The following is a 22,322-nucleotide window of genomic DNA, read 5'->3' on the forward strand; positions in this document are numbered from 1 at the left end:
ACCAACAGACATAAAAAAAGAGATGCCATTTGGCATCTCTTTTTGTTTTAGGTTATGCATTGCAAGAGGGGGTGCAATTAACCTTTGAAGCGTGCGATTGCACCGCTGTCTAAACGTGCAAGGTAATCATGCATGTCGACTTTGATTTCAGGAACAAGACGGTAAAGACCGATGATGTTCACCAATGCCATTGCGAAGATCATTGCATCAGAGAAGTCGATAACTGGACCGAGGTTCATAGATGCGCCGATAACGACGAAGCAGCAGAATATAACTTTGAAAATCATCTCAGCGCGTTGGCTCTCACCGAAGAGGTAAGTCCATGCTTTCAGACCGTAGTAAGACCAAGAGATCATGGTAGAGAAAGCAAACAGAACAACGGCAACTGCAAGAATCAGCGGGAACCAAGAAATTGCGCTTCCGAATGCTGCAGACGTCAGTTCAACACCTGTCAGTGTTTGACCATCGTGAAGTTGGCCAGTGATGATGATTACCAGTGCAGTCATCGTACAGATAACAACGGTATCGATGAACGGTTCAAGCAGAGATACGAAACCTTCTGACATGTGTTCTTTGGTTTTTACTGCTGCGTGAGCAATTGCCGCCGAACCAACACCCGCTTCGTTCGAGAACGCTGCACGTTTGAAACCTTGAATCATCGCACCAATGATACCACCCGCAACACCTTCGCCAGTAAATGCACCATTGAAGATAGCTGCAAACGCATCACCAACAGAACCCAGGTTCAGAAGGATGATGATCAAAGCAGCACCAACGTAGACAACAGCCATCAGTGGTACAACTTTCTCGGTTACTTTCGCGATTGACTTGATACCGCCGATGATTACTACACCTACGATGACAGCCATGATAAGACCGAACAACCAGCCTTTATCTGCGAAGAAAGACATGTCGCCGCCAGTTACACCAACCACTTGCTTAAATGCTTGGTTTGCTTGGAACATGTTACCGCCACCCAGTGCACCACCAACTGCACAAACTGAGAACAAAACGGCTAGAGTACGGCCGAGTGCTGGGTTACCACGGTTAGCCAGACCTTTGCTCAGGTAGTACATTGGACCACCTGACACTGAACCGTCTGGGTTCGTGTTACGGTATTTAACACCAAGGGCACACTCTACGAATTTCGTAGACATACCAAGAAGACCTGCAAGGATCATCCAGAACGTTGCACCAGCGCCACCGATAGAGATTGCGACTGCAACACCTGCGATGTTACCAAGACCAACAGTACCAGACAGTGCTGTAGTCAGTGCTTGGAAGTGTGATACTTCGCCAGGCTCTTTAGGGTCTGTGTAGTCACCTTTAACAAGGCGGATAGCGTGAGTGAAACCACGAACGTTGATGAAGCCGAGGTAGAGGGTGAAGATAATAGCTGCGACTACAAGCCAAAGCACAATCCATGGTGCTTGCGTGTCTGTGAAGGGGAGGGGAATGGTTGAGAAAATCATACCCACGAATGGGTTTACTATTGGGGCAACAATTTCATTAATTTGCTCATCGATCCCTGCTGTTGCAGAGCTCGCAAATAACGAAAGGCCAAGCATCGTCATTAAACGCTTCATTTACCGAGTCCTTTTCAGTTTTTATTGCTTTATATGTATTTCCTACCGAACCGTAACCATGTAACAGGAATGTTAACAATTGTTACGTTGCGGATTATTCCATTTATAAACATATTTGCAATATTTTTCGATGCGCTAATTCTTCATTTTTTATAAGTAGATATAAGGCTCACACTTTTCTCGAATGATACGCCGTTAATATATATGTCAGTAAATATTGAGGATGGCTTTATATGTGTGCATGTATTGCACAATAAATAGTGCAACGAAATGACGGCACTTACTCATAGTGCCTGAGAGCCTTTGTGTATAAGGCTTTAGGGGTGTTGGTGGGGGGTGTAAAATTCGTCATTGTTGCACTAATAAAAACCCTATTATTTCGGGGTTTAATGATTATTTCTCTTAGCTGAGCCTCGTCTCAAATATGAGTCAAATGTAATTTAATAAGAAATTAACACTATAACTAGAAAAGTATTAGTGACGTATAAATAACGCAATTCTCACAAATGAGTCATGCAACATGACCCATATTTAAACTACGGAGTATAAGATATATCTTTTATTTATATGATGGCTTTTGTATACATTTCGCAGTGACTTGAATAGAAATTCGAGACATTAGAATAGGTATTCATAATGTAATTTTCGGTTATGGCGAACATGAAAAAAACTTCACTAAAAGGATTAACTCGGCGATATCTATTTGTCGCTTCCTGCCTTGTCCTGACTATCTCCGTGGGTTTTATCTGGCTCAAGAAACGCCAATGCACAGAAGAGCGAATCCTCATCGGCTATCTTCACATACTGACACCCATCGCTTTAGAGATGGTAAAAGTACAAAGTTCTCTAATAGATAGTGGTTCACAGGTTTTAACTCCAACTCAGTTCTCAAGCTTAGAGGAAAGTTTAGCGAGGGATCTAAAGAAGCAATCATCGTTGTTTGAACGCGAGCAACTGGCGATGAAAATAGAGATTGTGAGGGAAAACATAAATCACCAGCCTCACAGCGAACTTTATCGATTTGGCGATAATGGTTGTGAGCCTCACCATCAGTTGATAGATAGGATTCAACTGATGCATACAGAATTGAGGCACCATTCAGACATGACGAGTCAGTACCAAGTAACGCTGTGCTATGTCGATATGCATGATCAACACATTCGCGTGAGCGCGTCATCATTACCTGTGTTCCATCAACAGTAGGCAGTAAACAGCAGCACTCACACCAACGCGTTCTACTTTGGCCTTCTCGATACAGTCCTTACTTTGACAATACCTCGCTCCATTGAGCAACGTGCCCGTTTTCCCCCATGCTATTTCCCCACGAGCTATTTGATCACGAGCTATTTCACTACAAGCTATTTGATCAATAGCCATTTCATAAAGAGCCGTTTAATCACACCTATTTCAGCAAAGTGTCATAGCTTGGTAGGTCTTCTAAAAAGCGCTTTTGCACATCCATATACGTTTGCTTATACAGCGCATCAATGCGGTCTGGCGAAGGAAACGAGGAAGAAAACTCAGGGTGCTTATTGTCTATCGACATTTCAGCTGCGCGTTGAATATGGGCAATGAATTGGCGCGGATCCTCCAAGCCAACAGCGATGCGCAAGGTGGTTGGCTTAATGCCCGCGCGATCTAATGCATCGGCAGAGAGCTCTGAATGTGTTGTCATTGCAGGGCAAAGTGCCACTGTATTGGTTTGCCCTAAGCTAACTTGCATGCCAATGGCAGGCTCAAGCATGTCGAAAAACTGTTTGAAGGCGTCGGGATGAATCGGCATCCGACCAGGTGCTCCTTCCATATCAGGTGCACCTTCCATATCAATGGTAAAAAGGGCAGCCGGAAGCCCCAGTCGCATGTTCTCTTGCATCAAAGCGTAATTCGGGCTGTCAGGGAGCGCCGGACAAGAGACATTGATGTCAGGGTGCTGATTGAATATTCTTGCGAGCGTTAAGGTGTTGATGGTTTTTTGCATCACCCTGAGTTCATAGGTTTTCATGCCATTCAGCACTTCGAACGCTTTGTCTGCATCCAGGAATGCGCCTTTGATGTAATAGACATTCCAAAACAGGGTGTTATCCCAACTGACTGTGCGATCTTCGCCATTGGGTGTTTTTGTCGTGACAGTGTCACCCTTTGGAATGAACATGTCTTCATTTCGCCCAATCACCACGCCAGCCGTTGTCGTGCCGGACCCTGCTAACTCTTTGGTGTAAGAGTGGATCACAAAGTCTGGGCGTTCCATTGGATCACTGCGTTTCAGTACGGGGTGTAAGAAGGGCGTGCCCACTGTGGTGTCAGCCATTATCCGCCATCCACGCTCATGGGTTACCCGGCTGATACCTGCGACATCCAGCACGAAACCATGTGGGTTACATGGGCTTTCTAGATACACATAAATTTTCCGTCCTGCTTTTATACGGTCCGCATATTTCACTGCCGCCGCATCCATTGCGTTGGTAAAAGCTGCCGCATCATAGCCATCAACCCATTCCACGGCCACGTCGAGGTTTGATGATTTTCGGTACCAGTCCTGCAGCAACTGATACGACCCGCCATAAACATTGCGTGAGGCGAGCACAATGTCTTCACGCCCCAGCAGGTGGCTCAGTAAACCGTCGATCGCCGCCATGCCAGAATTGAAATTCCATGCCAAATACTGATCGGCCATGTCACCGGCTTCGATATCCACAATGTGGTTCGCGAGGCTGATTGAGGTGGGGTTGAGCAGGCGTGAGTAAATGTCGTGTAAAGGTTCACGACCATTGAACGCATCTTCCACCCATTCCGTGCACGCGAAGAGGTAAGTTGCCGTTCTTGTTATCACGGGGCTGGCAGAGAAAATGGCCGCGACATTATCGAAAATGGGGTAAGCCCCTTTGGACGCAAAATGCCCATTGTTTGTGGCGATGGTTTTATACGTCGCACGCATCGGGTTTTGCAGGTTATCGAGGATCTTCGCTAACTGAAAAGACAAGAACCGTTTTGCATTGAACCAGGCAATGCGGTCGTTTTTGTCTAATTCTGACAATCCATCTAACGTGATGGCCCACAAATCATGGGTGTGATGGTTCGCGGTGTAGAGTGTGGTTGCAAGCTCAATCAACGTTTGGCCAAACTCGGACTGCGTATCAATCCCAAAATGTTCAGCTTGCTCGGTCGCTAGGGCGCTCGCATCTTCGTGACGTGTACTTTTTCGTAGTGGGCTCAATTGCGTGGCTTTATTCATGGCTAGATCCCTTAACGTTGAAAATTCGACATGCTTACTTTCAAGTTAGTTAAGGGTGCAGGGTGAATCATTGCTAATTCTGCCTGGATTGGCCATAAAATTGGCAGCTTCTGCCAATATCAAAACTCACTGCGCTTATATCTACTACCGTTAGGTATATACCCTTTAATCAATCATGTGATTGAAGTCTTCAAAAGGGCAGCTAAAGGCAAAGGAGAATGAAGATATGGCGCATCCTCTTAATGAGCTGGACAATATCGACAAGAAAATCCTTGATGAACTTCAGATAGAAGGGCGCTTAACCAATCAAGAATTGTCTGATCGTATTTCCCTTTCGCCATCGCCCTGTTTGCGGCGCGTTCGTGCATTAGAAAAGAAAGGCATTATTACTGGGTATCACGCGCATGTGGACCAAGACATGTGTGGCCTCGCCATCAATGTGTTTGTGTCAGTAAAGCTCGAAAAGCCCACAGAAGAGAACATGCGTAAATTTGAATCCCTGATCAATCACATGGATGAGGTACTCGAGTGTTACCTCATGACAGGCACCCATGATTACCTGCTGCACGTGGTCAGTGAGTCGCTTAAAACCTATGAACGCTTTATACGACGAGAGCTCACGCCGCTGCCAAACATCGCGGCCATTGAATCCAGCTTCGCGTTTGGGCAAGTGAAGAAACGCTCTCGTCTTCCATTGTAAGTTCTATCACCCGCATCGCTATGGCATCGTTGTTGTTTTGAAGAAAACGTCGGATACGAGAAGGCAGCGCATCTGAGATAGGTTGTGCTCTTGGAGTAAGGCGTGTTCTTGAAATTCGGTAGGCCCTTGAAAGTAGGTGTGCGACAAATGACGCTTTACAATACGACAAATGGCGCTCATAATTTAACCATTGGTATGTGGAGGTGTGTATGTATGCAGAACAGCTAGTGTCGCTTGGCCTTGTAAAGAAAGGGCAGGTGATTAACCAAGACACAGAGTTGGACATTATCCGACACGGTTTGTCAGTGAAGCACGCACGCAAAGTCATGAAAGACATGGCCATGAGCAGCGGCGAATGGGTAGGCCTGATTGGTTTAAGCCCGCGCAGTTTGCAGCGTAAAAGTGATACTGACTTACTCACGCCTTCTCAATCAGAAAAAACCTTAGCAATCCGCCGAGTCGTCGATTTAGCCGTCGATTACTACGGGAGCCGTCCTGTCGCATTGGATTGGTTGAAAACCCCGCAAGTGGCCTTCGGTGGGAAAGCTGCCGTGGATTACTTGGATACCAACACCGGCATTCAATATGTCGAAACTATCTTGAACCGCCTCATGCATGGCATGACCGCATAATGGAAGTGTTCCGCCTTTCCGTAAAACGCTATGCCGATTTGACGGGCACAGGCGGCATGTTTGGTTCAGGACGTTGGCACCAAAAAGGGCAGCCTATTCTTTACACTGCAGGCTCACGGTCATTGTCAGCGCTTGAACGTTTTGTGCATGAAAGCCCAGTGCAAATGCCGCAGTTGGTGATGATGACCATCTACATTCCCGACGATATTGCCATGGTGCGCGTTAGCGAAAAAGAGCTGCCTGAAGGGTGGGATGCCGTGCCGGATGCGGATGTATCAAGGCGTTATGGTACAGAGTGGCTACAAAGCATGAGCACACCGGTGATCCAGCTGCCTTCCGCCATTATCGCCAGCGAGTACAACTTCCTGATTAACCCTATGCACCCAGAAAGCCGCGCCATTAAAATCATCGATGAGCGTGATTTCTATTACGATAGCCGCTTAAAACGCATGATGCGTTAAGGCAAGCAAAGGCTTTACGCTCATTCTTGAACGCGCTATCTCAAGCGCCTTTTCAAAAGCCCATCAAGCGCAGCTTCAATCTCAATTACCACCTTACCACCTTACAAACTGGTGAACGTTTTCACTGTCGATGAGTTCGGTGGGGATCAGTTTATGTGTGTTTGATAACACGCCATTCTGGCGAATTTGATGCCCAATTCTTACCGCTTCACGGCTCATTCTGTCAGGGAATTGTGTGGCTGTTGCTAACCACCATTGACGTTTTTGCTGCAATGCTTCACGCACCTTTGGGCTCCCATCAACGGACACCAACACCGCGTCTGCCCCGGCTTGTTTTAACGCTTGCTCTGCGCCCAAGGCTGAAGGGTCGTTAATGGCGAACACACCATCAATGCGTTCAAAGGCTTGAAGCGCGTAGGCCATGGTTTCAAGCCCGCCTTCGTAGCTGCCTGTCGCATTTAGCTCGTCTGACAGAATGTTAATCTCAGTGCCCAACAGCGCCCGTTTGCAGCCATCAACACGTTCAATCACGGAAGAAACCGCAGGGCCATTGAGGATCACGATGTTGCCTTGATTATCAAGATGTTCAGCTAAGCGTTGGCACGCTATTTCGCCTGCTTGGACATTGTCTGTGGTGATACTGGCTGATGCACCCATGGCATGCGCATCAACGGCAATCACGGGAATGTTCTTGCTGATTGCACGCTGAATAGTGGGCTTCAACCTGTGTTCATCTGATGCGACCAAGAAAATCATGTCTGCACCTTCCGCAATGAACTCCGCCAATTGGCGTTCTTGGCGCTCAAACATATGAGCGCTTGAGCGCACCAATAAATGCGGCGGTTCACCATAAATCACGGTTAATTCATCGCGAATGCTTCTCACCATGGTCACGAAGAAAGGGTTGCTCAGGTCAAATACGCTGATGCCGACCGTCACTTTCTCTTTAAAAACAAAGCCAGAGGTGATGGATTCCGACGTGGCTTTTGCAGGGGATAAGAAAGCCAACAATAAAGCGATGAACCCGCCTATTCGGTACAAACATTGCTTCATGTAAGCGTCCTTATCTCTATGATATTTAAGCGTTAGTCGTCGGTTTTATCTGCGTATAAACGAGGGCTGATTCCGTTAGCTCCTACGTTACGCTGTCACCTCGCTAGGGGCCATAGCCCCGGTCATGATGGCAACAGCATCCGACATAGTATGCGTTTGTGGCGAAATAATGTCGATGCGCTTGCCCAAGCGATGAACATGGATCCGATCCGCGACTTCAAACACATGGGGCATGTTATGGCTGATAAGGATCACGGGCAAACCTCTTGCACGCACTTCTTGGATCAGATTCAGCACGCGGCGAGATTCATTCACACCAAGGGCAGCGGTGGGTTCGTCCATGATAACTACCTTGCTGCCAAATAAAGCCGAACGCGCCACTGCTACGCCTTGTCGCTGACCGCCAGACAAGGATTCCACCGCCTGAGTAATATCTTGAATCGTCAAAAGCCCCAACTCTGTCAGCTGTTTTTTTGCCTTTTCACGCATGGCTTTCTTATCAAGCATGCGCAGCCATTTGCCACGAAAGCCAGAGCACAAGAGTTCACGCCCCAAAAACAGGTTATCCGCAATGTTCAGTGAAGGTGCGACAGCGAGGTTTTGGTAAACGGTTTCAATGCCAATCTCTCGCGCTTCCATCGGATTGCTGAAGCGTAGCGGTTTACCCTCAAGCATGATCTCGCCTGAGTCCGGTGTAATTGCACCGGAGAGCGCTTTTATCAAGCTGGATTTTCCTGCGCCGTTGTCGCCGATAACCGCCAGGATTTCACCCGGCATCAGGTCAAAATCAGACCCATTTAGCGCCGTTACTCTGCCATAACGCTTAACTAACCCTCGAGCTTGCAGTGCGGGGGTCACATTTGTCTCTTGATTTACAGTCATGACGACGCCTTCCTTAGCCACTGGTCAATGCTGACCGCAATGATGATCAATAACCCCACCGTGAATTCTTGCCACAGCACATCAACGCTTAACAGTGCCAAGCCATTTCTGAACACCCCGACAACCAATGCTCCAATTAAGGTGCCCAGTACCGAGCCGCGTCCACCAAATAAACTGGTGCCACCAATCACCACCGCCGTAATGGAATCAAGGTTGGCGGTGTACCCTGATTGCGGGCTAATAGAGCCGATACGCCCAATGAGTGCCCACGCAGCAATCGCACAAATCACACCGGCGAGAACGTAAACAGAGAGCTGGATGCGACGCACGCGAATACCTGCTAAGCGTGCGGCATCCGCATCATCACCCACGGCATACACATGGCGGCCCCATGCTGTCCAGTTGAGCAAATACCAAACGAAGCCAAAGAGCGCCAACATTAAGAGGGAACTGTACGTCACCCGTGCGCCGAACACGTCGATGGTGGTGCCGAGCCACTGTAACAGCGGTGCTTGGCTGGCAATGATTTGAGAACGAATGGTTTGGCTGTTCGAATACCAAAGGTTGAGGGCAAAGAAAATGTTCCAGGTGCCGAGCGTTGCAATGAAAGGCGGCAGCTTGATCCGAGAAACCAAAAAGCCGTTCACTGCACCCACGGCAGCACCAACCGCAATACCAATCAATAATGACACCGAGGGCGGCAGCCCAAAATCAATGGCCATACGTCCCATGACCACAGATGACAGCACCATGATGGCACCAACGGACAAGTCGATACCTGCTGTCAGAATGATCAAGGTTTGAGCAATGCCGATGATGCCAATGATGGTGACTTGCTGCACCACCAAAGAGAGGTTAAAGGGGTGGAAAAAGCGATCGCCAATCAACGCAGAAAACACGGTCACGGCGAGCAATAGCACCAAAATGGGGGCGGCAGTAGGGTGGTTATGCAGATAACGTTGGACGCGAAGCCCGAGCGGTAAAGATTGATCGCCTAGCGATTCACCGGCTGTACGGCGTTGATCTTGGTCTTCATTTCCTTGTGAAGTTCCCATGAATAATCCTGTAGAGAGTGGCCAACAACAAAGATGTAAAATGAGGCATTGCCCCCAAGGCATCAGAGTTCAAGCACTGCGCTTGGGGGCTGGCGGGTTAAGTTAGCCCCAGCATTTCGACTTGCCTTCGCTTGATGTCGAAGAAGGAACACCATCAGCAGGTTGGTCAGTAATGAGCTCTACGCCGGTATCGAAAAAGGCTTTACCGGGTGTCGCGCCGGGTTTCACGCCTGATTTAGAAAACTCAACCACGGCTTCTACACCCAAAGAGGCCATTTGCAACGGGAACTGCATGGATGTCGCCCCAATCACGCCGTCGCCCACATTGGCAACGCCAGGGCAACCGCCATCAACAGACACAATCAGCACCTCTTTCTCTTTGCCAACGGCTTTTAACGCTTCATACGCACCCGCAGCAGCAGGCTCATTGATGGTGTAAACAAGATTGATGCTTGGATCTTTTTGCAGCAGGTTTTCCATGGCGCGGCGTCCGCCTTCTTCCGAACCTTGCGTAACGTCATTGCCGACAATGCGTGGGTCGTCTTCATCCCGCATGATGTTTGGCTTCATCACGTTGATGCCAAACCCGGTCAAAAAGCCCTGATTACGCGCCACATCGACAGAAATGTTTGAAGTGCTCAAATCCAACAGTGCAATTTTTGCATCCGCCGCTTTGTCGCCCATTTTGGCTTTTGCCCATTCGCCGATCAGCTTGCCTGCAAGGAAGTTATCCGTAGCAAATGTCGCGTCTGCCATGCTTGCTGGCGTAAAAGGGGTATCTAAAGCAATGACCAGCACGCCCGCATCTCGCGCACGTTTAACCGCAGGTGCGAGTGCATCAGGGTCGCTTGGCGTAATAAGGATGCCGCTTGCGCCCGCCGCAATCAGGTTCTCAATCGCTTGCACTTGTGAATCGGTGTCGCCGTCGTAGCGTCCTGCAAATGAACTGATTTTTGCACCCAGCTCTTCCGCTTTGGCATTTGCCCCTTCTTTCATTTTGACGAAGAAAGGGTTGGTATTGGTTTTCGTGATAAGACCGATAAGCACGTCTTCAGCTTGTGCATTTGCGAAAGGGACTGACGCCATCATGGCTGCGAGAAGGGTAGTTCTAAACAAAGACTTCATGTCTATTCTCCAATTACGGTAACACGCTAAATTCGAAGGAAAGTCGCATCCTCCATTCCGTAATAGAGAGAATGACGGTGCAATACGAATGAACGGTTTCAGTGTTGAAGAATTGCCATTAACAATTGAAATAAAACGACTAAGAAGCTGATAGTTCAAGGGTTTACATTAAGAAAGGCGCACGTTAATCCGACTCAGTGTGCCTTTTTAATTGCATACTGAGGGCGCGAAGCAATTGTTGGCGGGAAACAGGTTTCGCAAGCAGTGGCCAATGTGGCTTGAGCATATAGTGCATTTCGAGTTCATGCGCGGGCAGCCCCGACATGAGCACCACTGGTACGTTTGGATATTGTGTTGAAACCTCTTCATACAACCAAACGCCAGTGCGGGTGCTGCCGAGGTTAATGTCGCTCAGAACCAGATCGACATTGTTTTCATTGCCTGTATCTCGCAATACATTGAGTGCCTCTTCCGCACTGCGAACAGGGCACACATCCAGATCATAATGTGTGAGGATTTCAATGAGTGGCGAAGCGACATCCGCGTCATCTTCCACCAACAACACCCGTTTTCCGATTAAGGCTGCCTGATCATTGGCCAACAATGCCGCGTCTTTGTCGTGTGCTTTATTCCGCTCATCATCGCCATGTGTTTCTTCATGACTCAAAAGGTGCTCCCGTTCATGAAGAGGCAACAGAATAGCCACAGAGGAACCCTGTTCAGGGCTGGATGAAAGGCATAATTCCCCGCCGGATTGCTGCACAAACCCAAACACCATGCTCAATCCTAATCCGCTACCTTGTCCTTTTTCTTTGGTCGTAAAGAAAGGCTCAATGGCGCGATTCAACACATCGTTATCCATGCCTTTACCTGTGTCTCGCACCTCAATGGCAACGGCCATTTGTTTTGACGCGACCAAGCAACAATGCCCGGTACTCAAGGTGAGAGTACCTTGTCCATCCATGGCTGCATTGGCGTTAAGTGCCAGATTCAACAATGCATTTTCTAAGCCACCAATGTCGACATAGACCTCAGATGGCGTCGTAGAGAGTTCGACGCGAAGCTCTTCACCAGACGATACGGTGTAATCTAATAGGTCGAGAATTTCCTCAATCAACGCATCAATCACCACCGCACTCGGGTTCAAAGCTTGTTTGCTGCTAAAGGCCAGCAAACGTTCCACCATTTGAATGCCTTTTTCCGTGACCGTCAGCGCGCGATTCAAATACCGTCGATTGGTATCATCGAGGCTGGCCGTCATGTCCATGAGCTCTAAATTGCCTTTTTGCGCGGCGAGTAGATTATTAAAATCGTGGGCAATCCCGCCCGTTAATTGACCTAACGTTTCCATTTTCTGTGACTGAACAAGCTGCTGTTCTATCTTGCGGCGTTCTGTTAAATCTCGGTAAAGCGTGACAAAGCCGCCGGACGGAATAGGGCGGCTGCTGAATTCAATGATGGTGCCGTTTTCAAAATGACGTTCAAACACCACGGGCTTGATGTGTCGATTTGCCGCCATTTCGTCGTATTCCGCAACAGATCGGTCGGGCAACCGGTTTTCATGTCCTGTGTTTGCTATCAGTGCTTTGATGTCGTCGAGGTGCATGCCTGGGGAGAGCAAGGCGGGATTGAGTTTCATCAAGATCGGGTATCGTTGATTCCACACCAGCAAGCGGTTGTTCCCATCAAACGCGCTCAGGCCATCTTGCATCTGGTTGAAAATGGTTTCGAGCATGATGTTTTGTCTATTGAGATCCGCCGTTACACGTTGTTTATCCAACGCATTGCGATGAAATGCGCGAAAGGCTTTCGCCAATTGCCCAATCTCATCTTGCCGAGGAATATGCGCCGCAGTCATGTTGGTTTCCCCCATGGCAAGGCTTAACATTTCATCGGTGACGGCAGATAAATCTTTCGTCATCTTGCTGTTGAATCGGTAAAGGTAATACACCCCGCCAAGAAAGATCACCAAGATAAACACCATGATTCCTGAGGCACTGTTAATGGCTTCACGGCTCTCTTTTTGCTGCTGCTTAACGTCAGCTTGATGCGTTTTCACCAGGTTAAGTACATACGCTGCCATTCGGTCTGATTGGGCGCGTATGGACGACAGTAAAAAGGCATTTTCTGCTTTAAGGGCTTGGATTTGCACCTTGCTGCGGCGCAGTGACGAAAGCACGGGCAGCAGTTGTTGCAACACAACAGAATCCGCACGGTAGGTTTGAGTGAGCGCATTTTCGATGAAAGCAATCCAGCCATCAGGAATGGATGACGGGTCTTGAGACAAGGCTTCTATGAAGCTCAATTCCGTTGGCGAAGATAAAAAAGGATCGAGGGAAAACTGGCTCGCCAGCAGATCTTCGCGAATGAACAGCTCGTTCTCGATGTTTGCCAGCAGTTGATAGATCAAGGTTTCTACTTGTGATACTCGCGACAACAGCTCGTCAGAGAACTCTTTCTGGTGAAGGCTCAAGGCTTGGCGCTTTAATTCATCAATGCGGGTTTCAAGGTGCGTTCTTTCTATCTGTACCAAAATAGGCCTAACAGAGTTGGCGGCATACGGTGCAATCGCGGCGATTTGCGCAACCCCCTCTGACAAATTGAGCGCCGTGTTGGTATCTGTCAGTGTGGTGGTGGAGACGGTATCCAGAATGGTTTGGTTTTTCCAAAGCGTCGACATGGACACCGCAGCCATGCCGGTGGTGAGCGCGAGCAAAACAAACAACGCTAACATCAACTGAAATCGGATGCTGGTTGTTTTCATCATGCGAACGCATCCTGATTCACACCAGAGGAACGCAGTACATCGTGCGCAAAGACATAGCCAATGCCACGTTCGGTTTTGATCAGCGAAGGTACGCGTGGGTTGGGTTCAATTTTCCGCCGTAAGCGCAGTATTAACACATCGATAGTTCGGTCTAATGAATCGCAGTTGTATCCATGCGTTTGTACGATCAACTGTTCGCGGGATAACACGCGATGAGGCGCGCTGACCAAGGCTTCAAGCAAAGTAAACTCGCCATGGGTTAACACGGGTTGTTGGCCGTCTTCATGCGTCAATTGCCTGCGCGTTGCATTTAATGTCCAGGATGAAAAACGGTAGACGGTTTCTTCTGTGGTGACTGGCTCTGTCGCCGCAGACAAGGCTTGCGGAGCGAAACTTCGGCGAAGTAGGGCGGTGATGCGTGCCGTAAACTCGCGGAGGTTAAATGGCTTCAACATATAGTCATCAGCCGCGACTTCCAGCCCTACGATTTTATCGGTTTCATCGCCTTTCCCCGTGAGCATCATGATGGGAATGTTGCTGGTTTCCCTCACTTCTCGAGCCAGTTGCAGTCCATCTTCATTGTCTAACCTGAGATCGATGACAGCTAAATCAACGGCACCCACTGCCGCCATTTCTTGGCCATTGGCAGCACACACTACATCATGCCCTTGTTGGGACAGCGCATCAGATAAAACGTCCCTAATAGACGCTTCGTCGTCTACGATGACAATCCTTGCCGGTTTCAACTGTACAACTCCTGCGTAGAGTGAACCGACCTTACAGACATCATGTCTTTGCATTTGTCGACCCACTGATTTCTAACAATTGCTTGTTTACCATAGGGCTAATCAAGGGTTGCGTGGTGATTGAGGTTTGAGAATATGATGTATTTATTGGAAAAGCAGACGTAAAAAAGCCAGATTGGCGTGTCTTAAACGCGCTCATTCTGGCTTCTGTTGTCGATAATTAGGCCTTAAACGCTGACGTTTAATGGCAATAAAAACCGATGCTATTTCTTCATTAAGTCTTTCAAATTGGCAAAAGGATTGTGCGTAGCGGCTACGTGATCATCATCCCCAGCTTTGATTTCAGAGCCATATTGGTCATGATCGGTGTACTTTGAATGCTCATGATCGTGACAGAAAAGGCACAACAATTCCCAGTTACTGCCGTCTGGCGGGTTGTTGGTATGATCATGGTCGATGTGGTGAACCGTCAGTTCACGCAGGTTTGAATACACAAATTCACGCGCACAACGGCCACAAACCCAAGGATAGAGCTTCAACGCTTTTTCACGGTATCCGCTTTCTTGACGCGCGTAACTGGCACTGGTGCCGTAATAATCTGATGACATGCTGGTATCTTGCTTTCCGTTATTGGTATGGGCTCAATATATCAAACAGGCAGAGAGTTACCAGATTTCAAATCAATGTTATGTGAAAACACGCTGCTTAAATCTCGTAAATCCATGAATCTTCGAGCATATCTAGCAGTGTCACTTTGCCGTCTTCTAGGCTGTAGATATTGAACTGATGCAATGGTGGTGAATAGATGTGCAGCGTCACCAAAGGTTTGTTGTCACATTGAAGGTTGGATATTTGGTGAATGTCGTCATCTTTGCTCGCCGTAACGCTACCTTCTGCAAATAACGATGATTGTGTCGCGTAAATATGGCCGTTTGCAGCGGTATCAAAGGTGGTTTCGGTTGCTTCGCCATTCAGGACACGCACGCCACATGACGTATGCTTGTGATCATGAATTTTACTGCGTTGACCATTAAGCCAACTCAGAATCAAAATCTCACAACATTCATTTTTAAACAAACGCTTACGACAGTAAGTATCGGATGTAAAACTCGACAGAGTGCTGATCTGCTCGTCACCGAGTGCGAGATTTTCAAGCACAAACCGAATGCTAGGCAATGACAATGGCTTTTTCGTCTGTGCCAATTGCGCCAGAAGCTCATCAAAGGTGAACTGATAATCCGCATCAAACAACGGCACAAGCGGCAACGACGAGGGTTTAGTGATATCCATACGCGTTATTATTCCCTTAATGTCTATATGTTATTATTTAGACCATTGTGGAATATAGCGCCATGATTACGTGCCACAAGCGCGAGCAGTTGAAAAGTTTAGGATCTGGATAAAAGGTCACGATTCCACAGGTTGTCATTGTGTTGTAGCGAACAAACCGTAAATGGTATCGCTGTGAAAACCGGTAAGGATTTCATTCTCACCATCCAGGTATGGCAATAGCCTTCATCCATTTGCGCTTAACAACCTAACGGTTAATCTGGCAAAGGTTCATGTGAAGTCTGCACCCAACGACAAACCACATTGCATTGTTGTGCTTCGTGCAGAATCAAACGCAACAACAAAACGTAAATGATGTCGTTTGCTAAAAGGATTCAAATCCGCGCGCTCTTAAATAATTCCCAGAGTAAGAAGAAGCCACAGGAAACCACGTTTCATGGCAGGCGTCTTAGTAGAATGGTAATTATCTACTTTATGGTAAATAGATAATTACGTTCAATAGATTGAAGGACAAGAGAAAAGTGCACCAAAAGAAGGTGATTACGGACACGAGGGAAGCAGATTTCATTCTCCTGCATATATTATTTAACATAAGATAGATAATGCGCACTGAATCGTGATGATTTAACATTTACTGAAAGCGACCTATTTTCACGTTCAACCTGTCACGGTTCGTCGCGGGCTCGATAGCTCCGTGATGGTCAATCCGATGGCTGAAAAGCTGCTTCTCATCAAAGCCCGTGGGTATTTGCCCAATTAAATGAACTGGCAAGGCTTTCGCGTCAGTGAGCACCGTGCCGTTGTTATCACCCCAGACGGCCAAGAATTTAACCTCCGTGAGCTTGATGGCTTCCCGCTATGGAGAGACCAATATTATGCGCTGCGTGAGCGTTATGGCGTCATTGAGATTGTGCAGCCACAAAAACCGCTCGACTCTATGAGCTCGTATCGTGGCGGAAAACGCCAACAGCCTGCGCCGTGGATACCGATTCGGGATAAATTGAAGTGATAAAAAAGCCCGCTACTACGGGCTTTTTTTATCTCTTCAATGAATTATTGATATTTTTAAGTATTTTCATTCTTAAAATTCAAATAGGACTTTATAACATCTATTTTCTGTTCAATATTTTTCTTTCTTCTTTCTTCGTCGTTTAACGCCTCACTTGTTACCGTCTGACTAACAAGGAACTCAATCTTTTTAATGTCTGTGATTGTCTTATTATTCAATAGAATCTCATCTATTAACTTAGTTATAACCTTTATCGCAAAACCCAAAACCATCAAGTTTATAGATAATAAAGGGAGCCTACTAAGAAATAGATTGAAAACATTTACACTTTGATAGGCTGTGAATTCATTTATCACCATGGTCGCAGATGTGAACATATTGGTTGCCACTATGCATGATACTATTAATAGAAAAAACACGCCGAATGATAACGTTCCATTCTGAGAGAAAACCTCTGCTTTTAATCCTTCATAGTCCTCTGAGAAAAACCGCAATTTACTTTCATACTTAGCTAGTTTTTCTTTTTTTTCTATTGTTGTAGCCTCCAATGTAAGAATACTATTTTTAACACTAGATAACTCTGAGCTAAGTTTTATTTTTTCATTTTTCTTTTTTTCTAAATTTAACGATAGCACCTTGATTTTATCTTCGAGTAATTCAAACTCTGTGTTTAAATCGCCATTTTTTCCTATGGATAATGAAATTTCCTCATCAATCTGTTTTCTGAATTCACTTTTGTTAGCAATGCTTGTATCAAGACTCGCAACCTCATCTTTTTTTAGCTCAATCTGCTCACTTAATACAGTAATTTCTAGATTTTTATCACTTACTTCATTAGTAATATCTTGGAGCTCTTTTTTGTATCCTTCCCTAGCGTCTCTAATTTCACTACCTATGGAAATTAAATTGTTAACTGACCACCCTAAAACAGAAGCTCCTTTGACACAAACACTTTTACTAAAATCATTTGATTTTAATGATATCTGTTTAAACAAACCTTCGATAGTGAAATGGAATTTATCCATTCCTCTTTCATTTGTTTTTCTTGAATAGCCAATTGTGGATTTTGTATCCCCATTAAATAACTCAATGGAAAGTGACGAACCATTAGATACTTCTCCAAGTGGCGTCATGACAAATAAAGAATCAATCCAGAAAGACTCTTCTGATTTATATATTATAGCGCTTTCTTCATTAAAAAATACAATTTCTGCATCTTCATTAAATGGGCTATGGATGAAACTGGGTGTTGTTTGAAGGTAACGTGGATTTATTGCGGAATATAGGTTTTGGAAGTCTTTCATTTTCTCATTGACTATCTGACATCTCAAGTAACCACTATATCACCAAGGTTATGCAAAAGCCCGCTAACTGCGGGCTTTTTCTTCTTCCTGTTTGCGCTTCTTCGCAAACGTTCTATCAACCTTGCGTGCTGTCTTTCTGGCGTGCTTTATCAAAACAGTCTCCCCTGTTTCTTAGCCTTTGCGCCCTTTTTACCTGCGGCGCTCAATTTCTTGCGCATGGTGGCGGCAAACTTGCGGTCATTCTTCCAGCTTTTGGCCGTCGCATTACCACCTTTACGGCCTGCTTGTTTTACTGTGAGTGATTTAGACATTTCGTCACCATGGCTTCTAGTTCACGAATGCGGCGCTCATGGTCGTTCACTTTGTCTCTGACTCAAAGCTAAAATCCTTTGCTCTTCGAGCAAACACCCCCCACTAACTCCCCCTTGGAAAGTTGGAGGATGAGAGCGGAGGTTTGAGTCAATATTGAGTTTGAATTAAGGCTTGCGGTCGATTCGACACGTAATGCACTAAGAGCGGAAGTTGCTTGTTTCTTCTGTGCAGCACTACGTTCTGATCAGCGCCCTTCTATCAACGCTTCTATCAATATGCGCCCTGTTTCTGTTTTGCTTCACAGTCATGCCGACCTGTCTGTTTCAATGTGATGCAATTTAGAGAATTGCCTCAAATACGTGGCAGGTCTTTGGTGATTGGGTAAAAAACATGTCTAACATTCGTTACTCTTCTAAGGTGTTCGCAGTCTTAGTGAATGCAGATCGGCGCGTAAAGCATTGCGTATTTCTATGTGCCGACCCTCTGATTTCAACGAATAAGGGAATGAACCAGTGAAAACTACCAAATTGTGCATCATCGCATTCGCCGTCTCCGCGTCTTTTGGTGCGATGGCAAAAAGCGGCCATGAGAACGTATCTGACAAGGTGATTGCGGAACAGCGTCAAGAGCTGGCAGAGAATACTGAAGGCGAAGGCTTTGGCCCTCAATCGCCACGTGACATTGATTCAACTGCAGGTAGCAACACGTTATCGTTCAACGCTGCGCCGGCATACACAGAGATGAATTTGTGTAATATCCACTTCCATAAAAATGCGGAGCATAAAGGTGGGGAATTCACTAAGTACGCGGGTAATGGCGATGGTCATGGTTACCAAAGCGGCTTCAAGTATTCTGGTCAACTGACGGCGGCTGAACTGGCGCCGGTGAAAGGCGAAATGTGCCCAAGCAAACATGGCGACGTAAAGCCGGGTGACACCATTGAAGTACACTATGTACATACCACTGCGCAGGTTGAACCAGGCGCGACTTTGGGTTCATGCTTTAACGATGCGAACAAAAACCCACAACTGCGCGTAGAAACCCAAGTTTACGTGGTAGTGAATGATGCCGATGCGCTGGATTTTGAAGAACTGAATGAGTACGAGAAAAAAGACGGTGTGCATCAGGCGATCAACATTCCTAACAACACAGGCAAGCCTATTCAGTACGCAGGTTCAACGACGGGCCCAGGTTACAATGAAGAAGGCTCACCGTTCCAAGTGACATGGAGCGTTCGTCCAAAAATTGCCAAAGTTAACATCGCGACCGTTGGCGAGTGGTGTGAAGGCAATGATTTTGATGAAGACCACGCACACGGTGTAAGAAACCTTGTGGTTAACAAAGATCTGCTTTCTGACATCGAGAAGTAATCTTTAACGATTGGGGTGCGCAGCACGTGCTTTAGCCGTGTCAGTGCGCCCTTTTCTCTGCAAGACTCATGGCCTCTTTTCTTGCCTTCCTATTTACCATAACACTATTTATTAATGCGCACTTGTCAGGAGTTGTGAAATTTAAAGCGTTATCTATCAATAATTTGTCGATGTTATGTCGTTTTCTCATCATGACGCAGTGCGTATTAATACATTGATTGATGCTCTATTCATGCTCTCTCGTTCTAATACCCTGCTTTCACTGTATCCCTCGTCTTCTTGATTGCGTTAGCCTGTCAACGCTCAATAAATCACAATGAAATAAGGACGGTGAACAATGTTGCCAATATTAAAACGCGCCCTGTGTATCGGTTTAGTGCTAACCCCTGCTCTGCTCTCATCCGCAACGGCCACTGCGACCGTGACGCAATTCAAAGGCCAAAACGATTGGGTGATGAATAAAGAAACCAATGATGAGCGATTCGAAGTGCTTCAAAAACAAATGCGTGGCTTCGACATGACCATGTTCGAGACTGGCGCACGCTTTAATACGTTTTACTTTGCGCTTAAAAACCAGAATTACGATATGGCAACGTATCAATGGAAGAAGATAAAGAAAACGATCGTGAATGGCACAGTGCGTCGCCCTGCACGAAAAGCCAACGCCGATGCCATGTTTATTGATTCCCAATGGAAAGTGATGCAGGCTGCCATTGATTCAAAAGACGATGAGAAGATTTGGGAAACATACGAAACAACAAAAGCGGTGTGCAACGCTTGTCACATGGCTGAAAAAGTCGCTTTTGTGAAAGTGGTTGACCCACAATATCCCATGATGCCTGTTCAATAATGATGCTTGTGCAATCATGATTACTGAAGCACGTTGCTGGGCGACGTGCTTCATTTCCATAAGTTAACCTTTTCACGCCTGCTCTGCATAACAGACCGCTTGTAGCTTGTTCCCATCTAAATCCCGCACATACGCGGCGTAGTAATTGGCACTGTAGTTTTCTCTCAGCCCTGGCTTGCCTTCATCAACACCGCCCTTTGCTATGGCTTGCGCATAAAACGCATCAACAGCATCTCTGCTTTCTGCTAAGAACGCGACGTGCGTGCCATTTCCCCATGAGGCTGGGTTTCCGTCGAACGGGAGATAAATGTAGAGCACGGTGAATTCATCCCCCTTTGCATACTTGAGCGGTTTACCGGCAGGCTTTGGCACGCGATGCATACCCAGTGGCGCGAGCACGGCATCATAGAATAACGCGGCTTTTTCGTAATCATTGGTGCCTAACGTGACGTGGCTAAAAATGGTCATGGCATACTCCTAGAATGCTTTGGGTTATTGGTGCGTTTGTTGGTGATATGTTTCATCCATCAACGTCTTCGCGCACCAAGGACAAGATCTTGGTGGCTTTTTCAAAGTGGTCGAGCTTGTGCGTTTGAATCCACCATGTGGCTGCGTCCATGAGTTGTTCAGGGTTGTCGTTCTTATTGGCAAAAAAGGCATAGAAGGACACATTCACGCCCTCGCCTTTTTTCTCTATTTTCTGTTGGCACACCTTCAACATTTTCTCGCGAAGCATGGGATGCATTGCGCTTTGCTCCTTATTTCGTGGTTTTATGATGCAAATACAACCACTACTGTATATTTAAACAGTTCCGCGTAAAAGTGGCACTTTGGGGAGTTTGACGGTGTTGGCATTTATTCTTCGATCAGGGCGTTTTCATGGCGTTTGGCATTGTGTTGCCCATGCTGAATCGAAGATGATGGCGAAACATAGAAAGCGGAATCAATGTCGTCGGTACACATCGGCACTCACCATAAGGACATCATCATGGCAGGCATCAAAGAACTCGATCAGTTGTTAGCGTCAATGCACCCTGCGCTCATTGACGGCGAGTGGGTGTTTTGTAAAGTATCGGGCGTCTTGAGTGAGTATATTGCGCTTAACCCTCGTGCGACGTTCCAAGAGGAAGAAGGCATGACCTTGCTCGTTAGCAAATCCGCGGCAGATCAAGCTGGGCTTAACTATGAAGGCGTATATAAGCAAATCACGCTGACCGTTCACTCAAGCCTTGACGCGGTTGGCCTAACTGCGGCCGTTGCCACCAAACTGGCGGATAAAGGTATCAGTGCCAATGTGATTGCTGCGTATTATCACGATCATATTTTCGTTCAGGCCGAAAAAGCAGAACCTGCATTGGCGGCGTTGCAGGAATTTGTGCAAGGCTGATGGGTAAACCTATCTCGTTCATATGATTCGGAGCGTTACATGCAGTCTGTTGGCACCCTCTACTTTTTCTGCGGCAAAATGGGCGCGGGGAAATCGACGTATTCTGGCACGTTGGCCCAAGAAAAGAATGCCGTTTTACTCTCTGAGGATGAATGGCTGACTGCCTTGTATCCGAATCAAATTAACAGCTTTGATGACTATTTGATGTTCTCACGTCGCATGAAACCCCTCGTTCATGACCATGTTCAGCGCATTCTGAAGGCGGGAACAAACGTGGTGTTGGACTTCCCAGCAAACACGCAAACGCAGCGAAAATGGTTCGTAGAATTGGCGAATCTTATCTCTGCATCACATGAACTTATCTTTCTAGATAGAAGTGATGCACGTTGCTTACGCCAAATAGCACAACGCAGACTCGCGATACCTGAACGGCAAGCCTTTGATACAGAAGAAATGTTTAATCATGTCTCCGCATATTTTGAAGCACCTTCTGAAGAAGAAAATCTGAACATTCACACAATTTGTGACGGCGATACATAAACGAAGATAACAGAGCTCTCA

23 protein-coding genes are annotated in these 22,322 nt (G+C 46.7%); 9 read left to right on the top strand and 14 right to left on the bottom strand.

The genetic code is table 11. From position 1 onward, the window contains the following. Positions 1 to 77 precede the first annotated feature (77 nt). Positions 78 to 1,586: an alanine/glycine:cation symporter family protein gene (locus BCT27_RS23640; protein WP_102389924.1), complete on the bottom strand. Its 1,509-nt coding sequence runs from the start codon at positions 1,584 to 1,586 to the stop codon at positions 78 to 80. A gap of 660 nt (positions 1,587 to 2,246) precedes the next feature. On the opposite strand from BCT27_RS23640, the gene BCT27_RS23645 reads away from it, so the two are divergent. Then, the gene (locus BCT27_RS23645) at positions 2,247 to 2,789 is read left to right on the top strand and encodes a hypothetical protein (protein WP_241908636.1); all 543 of its coding nucleotides are present in this window, start codon (positions 2,247 to 2,249) and stop codon (positions 2,787 to 2,789) included. A gap of 199 nt (positions 2,790 to 2,988) precedes the next feature. Here the strand turns inward: BCT27_RS23645 and BCT27_RS23650 are convergent, their stop codons facing one another. Beyond that, complete coding sequence (locus tag BCT27_RS23650) at positions 2,989 to 4,818, bottom strand: trans-sulfuration enzyme family protein (protein ID WP_102396970.1); 1,830 nt, start codon at positions 4,816 to 4,818, stop codon at positions 2,989 to 2,991. Between the two features lie 247 nt (positions 4,819 to 5,065). On the opposite strand from BCT27_RS23650, the gene BCT27_RS23655 reads away from it, so the two are divergent. From BCT27_RS23655 to BCT27_RS23665, 3 genes are all read left to right on the top strand, one after another. Next, a complete protein-coding gene (locus tag BCT27_RS23655; RefSeq protein ID WP_198597622.1) occupies positions 5,066 to 5,518 on the top strand; it encodes an Lrp/AsnC family transcriptional regulator in 453 nt (150 codons plus the stop codon). Between the two features lie 209 nt (positions 5,519 to 5,727). Beyond that, entirely contained in the window at positions 5,728 to 6,150 is a 423-nt protein-coding gene (parS, locus tag BCT27_RS23660; RefSeq protein WP_017011067.1) for a type II RES/Xre toxin-antitoxin system antitoxin, read from the top strand. After that, complete coding sequence (locus BCT27_RS23665) at positions 6,150 to 6,611, top strand: RES family NAD+ phosphorylase (RefSeq protein ID WP_102317871.1); 462 nt, start codon at positions 6,150 to 6,152, stop codon at positions 6,609 to 6,611. The genes parS and BCT27_RS23665 overlap by 1 nt, the downstream gene beginning before the upstream one ends. A gap of 93 nt (positions 6,612 to 6,704) precedes the next feature. Here the strand turns inward: BCT27_RS23665 and BCT27_RS23670 are convergent, their stop codons facing one another. The 8 genes from BCT27_RS23670 to BCT27_RS23705 all read right to left on the bottom strand — a co-directional run bounded on the left by BCT27_RS23670 (position 6,705) and on the right by BCT27_RS23705 (position 15,529). Next, entirely contained in the window at positions 6,705 to 7,664 is a 960-nt protein-coding gene (locus BCT27_RS23670; protein WP_102389930.1) for a substrate-binding domain-containing protein, read from the bottom strand. An 87-nt stretch (positions 7,665 to 7,751) separates the two neighbouring features. After that, positions 7,752 to 8,546, bottom strand: a complete 795-nt coding sequence (locus BCT27_RS23675) for an ATP-binding cassette domain-containing protein (protein ID WP_102396972.1) — start codon at positions 8,544 to 8,546, stop codon at positions 7,752 to 7,754. Beyond that, positions 8,543 to 9,601, bottom strand: a complete 1,059-nt coding sequence (locus BCT27_RS23680) for an ABC transporter permease (RefSeq protein WP_102389934.1) — start codon at positions 9,599 to 9,601, stop codon at positions 8,543 to 8,545. Before BCT27_RS23680 ends, BCT27_RS23675 begins: the two co-directional genes overlap by 4 nt. A 102-nt stretch (positions 9,602 to 9,703) precedes the next feature. Then, a complete protein-coding gene (locus tag BCT27_RS23685; RefSeq protein WP_102396973.1) occupies positions 9,704 to 10,726 on the bottom strand; it encodes a sugar ABC transporter substrate-binding protein in 1,023 nt (340 codons plus the stop codon). Between the two features lie 184 nt (positions 10,727 to 10,910). Next, on the bottom strand, positions 10,911 to 13,493 hold the full coding sequence (locus BCT27_RS23690) for a PAS-domain containing protein (RefSeq protein WP_102396974.1): 2,583 nt from the start codon (positions 13,491 to 13,493) through the stop codon (positions 10,911 to 10,913). Continuing rightward, positions 13,490 to 14,239, bottom strand: coding sequence for a winged helix-turn-helix domain-containing protein (locus BCT27_RS23695; RefSeq protein WP_102396975.1), 750 nt, complete (start codon positions 14,237 to 14,239; stop codon positions 13,490 to 13,492). Before BCT27_RS23695 ends, BCT27_RS23690 begins: the two co-directional genes overlap by 4 nt. 263 nt (positions 14,240 to 14,502) lie before the next feature. After that, on the bottom strand, positions 14,503 to 14,847 hold the full coding sequence (locus tag BCT27_RS23700; protein WP_017011059.1) for a YajD family HNH nuclease: 345 nt from the start codon (positions 14,845 to 14,847) through the stop codon (positions 14,503 to 14,505). Between the two features lie 97 nt (positions 14,848 to 14,944). Continuing rightward, entirely contained in the window at positions 14,945 to 15,529 is a 585-nt protein-coding gene (locus BCT27_RS23705; protein ID WP_102389942.1) for a cysteine dioxygenase, read from the bottom strand. 760 nt (positions 15,530 to 16,289) lie between these two features. Here BCT27_RS23705 and BCT27_RS23710 point away from each other — a divergent pair. Further along, entirely contained in the window at positions 16,290 to 16,538 is a 249-nt protein-coding gene (locus BCT27_RS23710) for a DUF3653 domain-containing protein (RefSeq protein ID WP_338418006.1), read from the top strand. 56 nt (positions 16,539 to 16,594) lie between these two features. Here the strand turns inward: BCT27_RS23710 and BCT27_RS23715 are convergent, their stop codons facing one another. Both BCT27_RS23715 and BCT27_RS25520 read right to left on the bottom strand, forming a co-directional pair. Then, on the bottom strand, positions 16,595 to 17,842 hold the full coding sequence (locus tag BCT27_RS23715; RefSeq protein WP_102396976.1) for a coiled-coil domain-containing protein: 1,248 nt from the start codon (positions 17,840 to 17,842) through the stop codon (positions 16,595 to 16,597). A 149-nt stretch (positions 17,843 to 17,991) separates the two neighbouring features. Beyond that, positions 17,992 to 18,153, bottom strand: a complete 162-nt coding sequence (locus BCT27_RS25520) for a hypothetical protein (RefSeq protein WP_157939250.1) — start codon at positions 18,151 to 18,153, stop codon at positions 17,992 to 17,994. 570 nt (positions 18,154 to 18,723) lie between these two features. Between BCT27_RS25520 and BCT27_RS23720 the strand changes: the two genes are divergently transcribed. Both BCT27_RS23720 and BCT27_RS23725 read left to right on the top strand, forming a co-directional pair. After that, positions 18,724 to 19,524 carry a delta-class carbonic anhydrase gene (locus BCT27_RS23720; protein WP_422386148.1) on the top strand — a complete coding sequence of 267 codons (801 nt, stop codon included), beginning with the start codon at positions 18,724 to 18,726 and terminating at the stop codon, positions 19,522 to 19,524. A 337-nt stretch (positions 19,525 to 19,861) separates the two neighbouring features. Next, positions 19,862 to 20,374, top strand: coding sequence for a hypothetical protein (locus BCT27_RS23725; RefSeq protein ID WP_102396978.1), 513 nt, complete (start codon positions 19,862 to 19,864; stop codon positions 20,372 to 20,374). Between the two features lie 72 nt (positions 20,375 to 20,446). Here the strand turns inward: BCT27_RS23725 and BCT27_RS23730 are convergent, their stop codons facing one another. Together BCT27_RS23730 and BCT27_RS23735 are read right to left on the bottom strand one after the other, a co-directional pair. Continuing rightward, positions 20,447 to 20,842 (bottom strand): VOC family protein, encoded by a 396-nt coding sequence (locus BCT27_RS23730; protein WP_102317858.1) that lies wholly within the window; start codon positions 20,840 to 20,842, stop codon positions 20,447 to 20,449. Positions 20,843 to 20,894: 52 nt separating this feature from the next. After that, positions 20,895 to 21,119: a DUF6500 family protein gene (locus tag BCT27_RS23735; protein ID WP_102396979.1), complete on the bottom strand. Its 225-nt coding sequence runs from the start codon at positions 21,117 to 21,119 to the stop codon at positions 20,895 to 20,897. 243 nt (positions 21,120 to 21,362) lie between these two features. Between BCT27_RS23735 and BCT27_RS23740 the strand changes: the two genes are divergently transcribed. Beyond that, on the top strand, positions 21,363 to 21,761 hold the full coding sequence (locus tag BCT27_RS23740; RefSeq protein ID WP_102396980.1) for an ACT domain-containing protein: 399 nt from the start codon (positions 21,363 to 21,365) through the stop codon (positions 21,759 to 21,761). Between the two features lie 39 nt (positions 21,762 to 21,800). Then, the gene (locus tag BCT27_RS23745) at positions 21,801 to 22,301 is read left to right on the top strand and encodes a P-loop nucleotide/nucleoside kinase family protein (RefSeq protein WP_102396981.1); all 501 of its coding nucleotides are present in this window, start codon (positions 21,801 to 21,803) and stop codon (positions 22,299 to 22,301) included. The last annotated feature ends 21 nt before the right edge of the window (positions 22,302 to 22,322 follow it).

Origin of the sequence: Enterovibrio norvegicus (genome assembly GCF_002876705.1) — a bacterium.
Classification (GTDB): domain Bacteria; phylum Pseudomonadota; class Gammaproteobacteria; order Enterobacterales; family Vibrionaceae; genus Enterovibrio; species Enterovibrio norvegicus_B.